We start from the raw sequence: 6,068 nt of genomic DNA on the forward strand, positions 1-6,068 counted from the left end.
CCGGGCCCGGCCAGGGCCGGCTCCGGCTACCCGGCGGCCCCGAAGCGGGCCAGCGAGCGGGCCCGGGCCTTGGCGGCCTCCTCGTCCCGGTTCCTGGCCGGGGCGGTGGTCACCAGCGAGTCCAGCAGGTGCTGGGTGATGTGGGCGATCTGATGCACGGCCTCGTTGAAGGCGGCCTCATTGGCCTTGGACGGCCTGGTGCTGCCGCTGACCTTGCGGACATACTGCAGGGCCGCGGCCTCGACTTCGGCACTGGTGGCGGCCGGCTCGAAGTTGTACAGCTGGCGGATGTTGCGGCACATGGCTCTTCCTTCCGGAATCGGTTCCCACTTTCATTGTCCCCGGCACCGGGCAGCGGCACACCGGCCCGTCCGATCAGAACGGCGGCGCATCCGGGCCGGCGCCGGTCGGCGGTCCGCCGATGTCCGGATCCGGTCCCGGCACCCCGCTGCCGGGCCCGCCGCCTGCCGGCTGCGCGGACCGGACGGCGATGTCCCAGCCGTCCTCCGGGTCGGTGGCATACCGGTGTCCGGTGCGCGCAGTCCAGTCAATGCGCCCGCCCGGCCCGGGCCTTGCGGTCCATCCGCCGTGCTGCTTTGCCGCGTGGTGGGCTTCGCAGAGGCACTGAAGGTTCTCGGGGACGGTTTCCCCGCCGTCTTCCCAAGCGATGACATGATCGATTTCGCAGTGAACGGCCGCGCGGCGGCAGCCGGGGAAGCGGCAGTGCCGGTCCCGCAGCCGCACCTGGCGTTTGAGCCAGCCGGGCGGGATGCGCAGCCGGGCCGCGGCGGCTATCGCCCGGCCATCGCCGTCGGTCAGGACGGGGAGCCAGGACTTGGCCAGCGCGGCCAGCTCCCTCGCCTGGCCTGCGGGGATGGGGCCGTAACCGGCCAGGTCCCCCGGTTCGCGGCCGAGGCCGGCGGCCGTCTCCAGGGACAGCGTGACCGCAACGCCGGCAACCGTCACCGGGCCGGCACCCCCGGCGCAGTGCGCGGCGGTACCCCGGGCAAGCCATGGGGGATCCTGCGCCGCGCCGGTCAGCAGGTCCGCGATCACATCCGCCCGCAGCTGCGGCAGGAGCCGGGACTCGTCCGGCCCCTGCAGTGAACGGGCCAGGGTCTGGACGCGGTGGTAGATCAGGAACGCCTTCTCCGCGCTGGTCCGGATCCAGAGTTCGGCCATGCCGTCCTGCTGCGGGACGAGCGAGACGTCGCGGGACTCGAGGGCGCGCCGGCAGCGCTCCTCCAGGCTTTCAGGATGCAGGCGGTGCCGGGCCGCGCGGGTGCGCGCCTCGACACCTTGCCTGGTGATGGTTCCGGCCCCCGGGACCACGGCCTCCTCGAACTCCGGCAGGACCTCCAGGGGCAGGTCCGCCGAACCGCGGGCAATGGCCGCCGCACGGGGCAGATCCAGGTCACCGGCGGCCATGGCGGCCGCGGTGGCCGGCAGGTGGGCACGGATTTGCACGGCATCGTTGAGGTCCTTCCGCGCGGCGGCCTCCCCCAAGGCGAGGGCTGCGGAAACTTCCCCCGCCGCGAAGCGGGAATACCCATCCACCGCCCCTGCCTCGCCGGCGACGGCAGGCCGCAGTACCGTGAACCGGTGCAGGGCTTCCACAATAAGGGACTGGACCATGTTTTGAAGGCGGGTGGCGGCCTTCAGGAAATCGATGGTTTCGGAATCGTCCAAGGTGCTGATGTCGCTGCCGGTCAGCTGCTTGGCCAGTTCCACGGCAGGCTGGGGCGGACGGCCGCCGGCGGCATCGGCCGGCCGGATCTGCCCGGCTGCAGATGCTGCATCCGGGAAGCCAAGCTGCTTGGCCCGGACCTCCAGCAGCAGCTTGTGGAGGCAGGCTTCCAGCACGGAACGGACTCCGCTGACCGGGAGTTCGTATCCTCCGTGCCGATGGTTTCCCATGACCCCACACTAGGCGCTGCCTCCGACAGTTTTGCCGCCGGACCCGCATGGCCGCCAATGACGGCGGGCCGGCACCAGGCCGGCCCGTTACCTTCTTCGCAGCCCGCTTCCCGTAGCAGGATGAGGGTGTGCTGGCCGGTCGGCCCCGTCCGCCGCATACAGCCCGGCGGCCGTCCCGGCGGCGGCCGCCGGCACCGGCACGGAATCTGCCGCGGCGTCGTTCCGCCTTGCAGCAATCTCGTTCCGCCTTGCAGCGCGGGGCCGGGGCGCGGCCCGCAGTTCGTCGAGGCGCACCAGCAGCACCCCGGCCACAATCAACGCCCCGCCGGTGAGCTGGATGCCCGCAGGCAGTTCGCCCAGCAGCAGCCAGGCCCAGAGCACCGCGAAGAGCACTTCGGTCAGGGAAATAAACGAAGCCAGCGTGGTCCCCAAGGCACGGGCAGCCACGATGCCGCTGACATAGGCCAGCACGGTGGAGAAGACCACCAGGCCCGCCAGCGGGACCCACCACGGGGTGTGCCAGGCGGCCAGCTTCGTATCCGCCAGGCTGAAGCCCACGGGCACCGCCCGGACCGCGCCGAGCACCAGCATGGCCGCCCCGCCCACCAGCAGGCCGCCGGCAGCCAGCACCAGCGGCGGCAGCGAGTCGTTCTGCCTGGCGGTGATGAAGAAGTAGATGACCAGGCACACGGCCGCGCCCAGCCCCCACAGAACGCCGCCGGCGTCGAGCTTCATGCCGCCCGCCACGTCCAGTACCAGCACCAGGCCGGCGACGGACAGCAGCGAGCCGGCCAGGGTGGCCGCGCGCGGCGTGCGCCGGGTGGAAATCCAAAGCCACAGCACGATCAGCACCGGGGCCAGGTACTCGAGCAGCAGGGCCACCCCCACCGAGAGCGTGGAGACGGCATTGAAGTAGAAGAGCTGGCAGCCGGCCACCCCGATCAGGCCGAAGAGCACAATGGTCCGCCAGTTGCCGCGCACGGTTTCCCAGCGTCCGCGCAGCACGACCAGGGCGGGCACCAGGAGGACCAGCGCCGCACCCAGCATCCGGACCGCCACCGCGGCCGCGGGAGTCCACCCGGCCTCCAGCAGGGCCTTGGCAAAGGAGCCGGAGAGCCCGAAGACCGCCGAGGAGGCCAGCGCAATCCACACCCCGGACATCCCCGGCCGTACGGGCTCACGAAGCGGCAGGCTGGCGGCGGTATCCGCGGAAGAGCGCATGGGTAACCTCCTTGACGGCAAACTCGGCTGAACCAGGTTGCTGCAGCCCGAGCGGCGCCGCATCCCGCGGCCCCGGCCGCGTGTCAGGAGCAACCTGAGGGTATACTCATGACATTACTGCGGGAGGATGTCAGGAGTCAAAATGACATTTGCCTATGACACGGAGAGGTCCCTCCTGGACATGGCGGCATTGATCAATACGGGCGCGCACGAGGCGGACCGGCTGCAGACCCCGGCACAGCTGGACGAGTTCCTCGAGGCGGTCGAATTCACGGGGTCGCGCACCCATACGACGGCGGAACTGGCGGCGGTCAGGCAGCTGCGGCCGCGGCTCAGGGCCGTCTGGACGGCCGGGGAGGACGAGGCGGTGGAGATTATCAACGCCATCCTGCGCGAAGCCCGCGCACTCCCCCAGCTGGTCAGGCACGACCACTGGGACTACCACCTACACGCCACCACGCCGGAAGCCCCGGTGGACGTCCGCCTGGCGGTCGAGGCCGCCATGGCCCTGGTCGACGTGGTCCGCGAGAAGGAACTGGACCGGCTGCAGCTGTGTGCGGCGGAGGGCTGCAACGCGGTGCTGGTGGACCTGTCGCGCAACCGCTCCAAGCGCTTCTGCGACACGGGCAACTGCGCCAACCGCACGCATGTGGCCGCCTACCGGGCCCGCAAGCAGGCCGAGGCACAGAGCGCCTGAGGCCGGTCCGGGCAGGCCGTCCCGGTACCGGCAGGCTGCCGGATCAGGCGCGCGGGGCGCCGCCGTCGTCGTCCGGCTCCTTGTCCCGGTCGGCATCGTTGTCCGGCTCCGGCGGGGCCGGCGGCTTCACCGATCCGGCTCCGCCCGGAATCTTGGCGGACACCCGGTTGACGCCCGAGCCCTGGCTCAGGTGCTCGGGGTTTTCCTTCGTGGACATGGTCAATACGGCCACCACCAGCAGGGACGCGATGAACGCGATGCCGGCGGCGGTCAGCCCCAAGTCCCAGCGCAGGGCCTTGGCGGCGCCGCCGGTAGCGAAGATCATGGTGAAGAAACCGGCGATCACGCCGAGCACGGCGGAAAAAATCAGGGGCGCCTTCACCGACGTCCGCGGCTCGTTCGGGCGTCCGGGCGCGTTCTTCGCCACTGTGGTTTCCTCCTGGTTACTGCTTGAAAATCCCTATCCAGTCTACCCGCAGCGGCTCCCGCCCCTGCCGGGGCGGCCGCGCAGGCATTCCGGCGAGGGGCCGGCTATTGCCGGACGGCGCCGGAACCGGCCGCATCGTGGCGGTAGCTCAGGGCCGCGATGAGCAGGACGACGGCGGTAATGATCGCCGCCGCGCCGGCGACTCCAAGCAGCGCATGCGCGCCCAGGCGGGCGAAGAACGGCAGCGCGGCGCCGAAGCCAACGGCCACGCCGCCGGTGATCAGCCAGTCCTTGGCCAGCACGCTGGCTGCCGCTTCCTGCACCCGGCCGCGCCACCACAGCAGCAGCTCCGCCGCCCCGGAGAGCACCAGCGCGGCAGCGGTCAGCCAGGCAAAGGCCGCGGGAGTCGGGAAGAGCGGCACAAGAACCCCGGCCACGGCCAGCACCGCCGCGGCGCCGCCCAGCAGGCGGGCCTGCCGGGCCGCTTCCGGCCGCCGGGCGAGCAGTCCCAGCGAAGCGCCGGTCAGCAGCAGGTACACCCCGGTGGCCAGCGACACCAGGCCCTGGGCGGGTTCCTGCCAGAAAATGGACAGGGCGCCGAAGGCGGCGGCGACGACGGCGCGGAACAGGGTGGGCTGCCAGTAGGCGGCAGCCTGGACGGCACTGGAGGAACTCACTGTATTGAGTCTACCGGGGGCATGGACCCTAGTGCCCCCGGTGCGCGCCGGTGACCATCCAGGCGTCGGTGCGGACCCGCCAGCCCAGCGTGGCGGCGCGGGCCGAGGTGTAGCCCAGGGCGAAGGCCGCCCAAAGCCAGGCCAACCCCGCGGTTCCGGACAGCTGCGCCGCATGCACCCATGCCAGCAGCGGTATATAGACGGCCAGGTTTATGACGCCCGCGACGGCCAGGTACTTCGCGTCCCCGGCGCCGATCAGCACCCCGTCCAGCACAAAGACGAAGCCGCAGACCGGCTGGCTGGCCGCCAGGAGCCAGAGCCCGGCGGTGACCGCCTGCACCACTGCGGCGTCCGTGGTGAAGAGCCAGCCGGCGAACGGGGCGGCAGCGGCCAGCAGCGCGCCGGTGACTGCCCCGAAGCCCACCCCCCAGAGGATCATCCGCCGGGTCAGGGCGCGGACCGCCGCCGTCTGCGAAGCGCCCAGTTCCTTGCCGATCAGGGCCTGGGCGGCAATCGCGATGGCGTCCAGCGCGAAGGCCAGGAAGCTGTACATGGTCATGACCAGCTGGTGCCCGGCCAGGCTGACCTCGCCCTGGGCCGCCGCCACGAACACCGTGGCCAGCAGGGCCAGGCGCATGGACACCGTCCGCAGCATCAGCCAGGAGCCCACGTGGGCGGTGTTCCGGATCCCGGCCCAGCGCGGCCGCAGCGGCACGCCGTACCTGGCCGCCAGCCGGTACAGGATGGCCAGGTACACCGCCGCCATCCCCCACTGGGCCAGGCTGGTGCCCAGCGCCGAGCCGGCCACGGACATCCCCAGCCCGTAGACCAGCAGCAGGTTGATGCCGATATTGGCCAGGAAACCGGCCCCGGACACCAGCAGCGGGGTCCGGGTATCCTGCAGCCCGCGCAGCACCCCGGTGGCCGCCAGCACCAGCAGCATCGCGGTCAGACCCGGCATGGACCAGCGCAGGTAATCCACCGCATAGGCATGGACTTCCCCCCTGGCGCCCATTGCCGCCGCCAAGTGCGGCGCCCAGGCCCAGCCGGCCACGGAGAGCACCAGGCCGATCAGTACGGCCAGCCAGATGCCGTCCCGCCCGGCGGCGAGCGCCTCGGGCAGCCGCCC

The 6,068-nt window shown here is 71.8% G+C and carries 7 protein-coding genes; 1 reads left to right on the forward strand and 6 read right to left on the reverse strand.

What is annotated here, in order from left to right; translation table 11 throughout:
• Positions 1-26: 26 nt before the first annotated feature.
• The 3 genes from ACFQ36_RS19950 to ACFQ36_RS19960 form a co-directional block, all read right to left on the reverse strand.
• Positions 27-302: a DUF2277 domain-containing protein gene (locus tag ACFQ36_RS19950; protein ID WP_377016823.1), complete on the reverse strand. Its 276-nt coding sequence runs from the start codon at positions 300-302 to the stop codon at positions 27-29.
• A gap of 73 nt (positions 303-375) precedes the next feature.
• Complete coding sequence (locus ACFQ36_RS19955) at positions 376-1,863, reverse strand: DUF222 domain-containing protein (protein WP_377016825.1); 1,488 nt, start codon at positions 1,861-1,863, stop codon at positions 376-378.
• Positions 1,864-2,004: 141 nt separating this feature from the next.
• Positions 2,005-3,078: a DMT family transporter gene (locus ACFQ36_RS19960; RefSeq protein ID WP_377016835.1), complete on the reverse strand. Its 1,074-nt coding sequence runs from the start codon at positions 3,076-3,078 to the stop codon at positions 2,005-2,007.
• Positions 3,079-3,280: 202 nt separating this feature from the next.
• Between ACFQ36_RS19960 and ACFQ36_RS19965 the strand changes: the two genes are divergently transcribed.
• Positions 3,281-3,835, forward strand: a complete 555-nt coding sequence (locus ACFQ36_RS19965) for a CGNR zinc finger domain-containing protein (RefSeq protein WP_377016827.1) — start codon at positions 3,281-3,283, stop codon at positions 3,833-3,835.
• A gap of 43 nt (positions 3,836-3,878) precedes the next feature.
• Here ACFQ36_RS19965 and ACFQ36_RS19970 read toward each other — a convergent pair whose 3' ends face one another.
• The 3 genes from ACFQ36_RS19970 to ACFQ36_RS19980 form a co-directional block, all read right to left on the reverse strand.
• Positions 3,879-4,262 (reverse strand): hypothetical protein, encoded by a 384-nt coding sequence (locus ACFQ36_RS19970; protein ID WP_377016829.1) that lies wholly within the window; start codon positions 4,260-4,262, stop codon positions 3,879-3,881.
• Positions 4,263-4,366: 104 nt separating this feature from the next.
• A complete protein-coding gene (locus ACFQ36_RS19975; RefSeq protein WP_377016831.1) occupies positions 4,367-4,939 on the reverse strand; it encodes a hypothetical protein in 573 nt (190 codons plus the stop codon).
• A 28-nt stretch (positions 4,940-4,967) separates the two neighbouring features.
• A partial coding sequence (locus ACFQ36_RS19980; RefSeq protein ID WP_377016833.1) for an MATE family efflux transporter occupies positions 4,968-6,068 on the reverse strand: 1,101 nt, incomplete at its 5' end.

The sequence above is a fragment of the Arthrobacter sp. GCM10027362 genome (genome assembly GCF_042679445.1).
Lineage (GTDB): Bacteria > Actinomycetota > Actinomycetes > Actinomycetales > Micrococcaceae > Crystallibacter.

Coding starts and splice junctions, on each gene's coding strand:
- ACFQ36_RS19965 (WP_377016827.1), top strand. CDS start 3,281: ATGACATTTGCCTATGACACGGAGAGGTCCCTCCTGGACATGGCGGCA.
- ACFQ36_RS19960 (WP_377016835.1), bottom strand. CDS start 3,078: ATGTCCGGGGTGTGGATTGCGCTGGCCTCCTCGGCGGTCTTCGGGCTC.
- ACFQ36_RS19950 (WP_377016823.1), bottom strand. CDS start 302: ATGTGCCGCAACATCCGCCAGCTGTACAACTTCGAGCCGGCCGCCACC.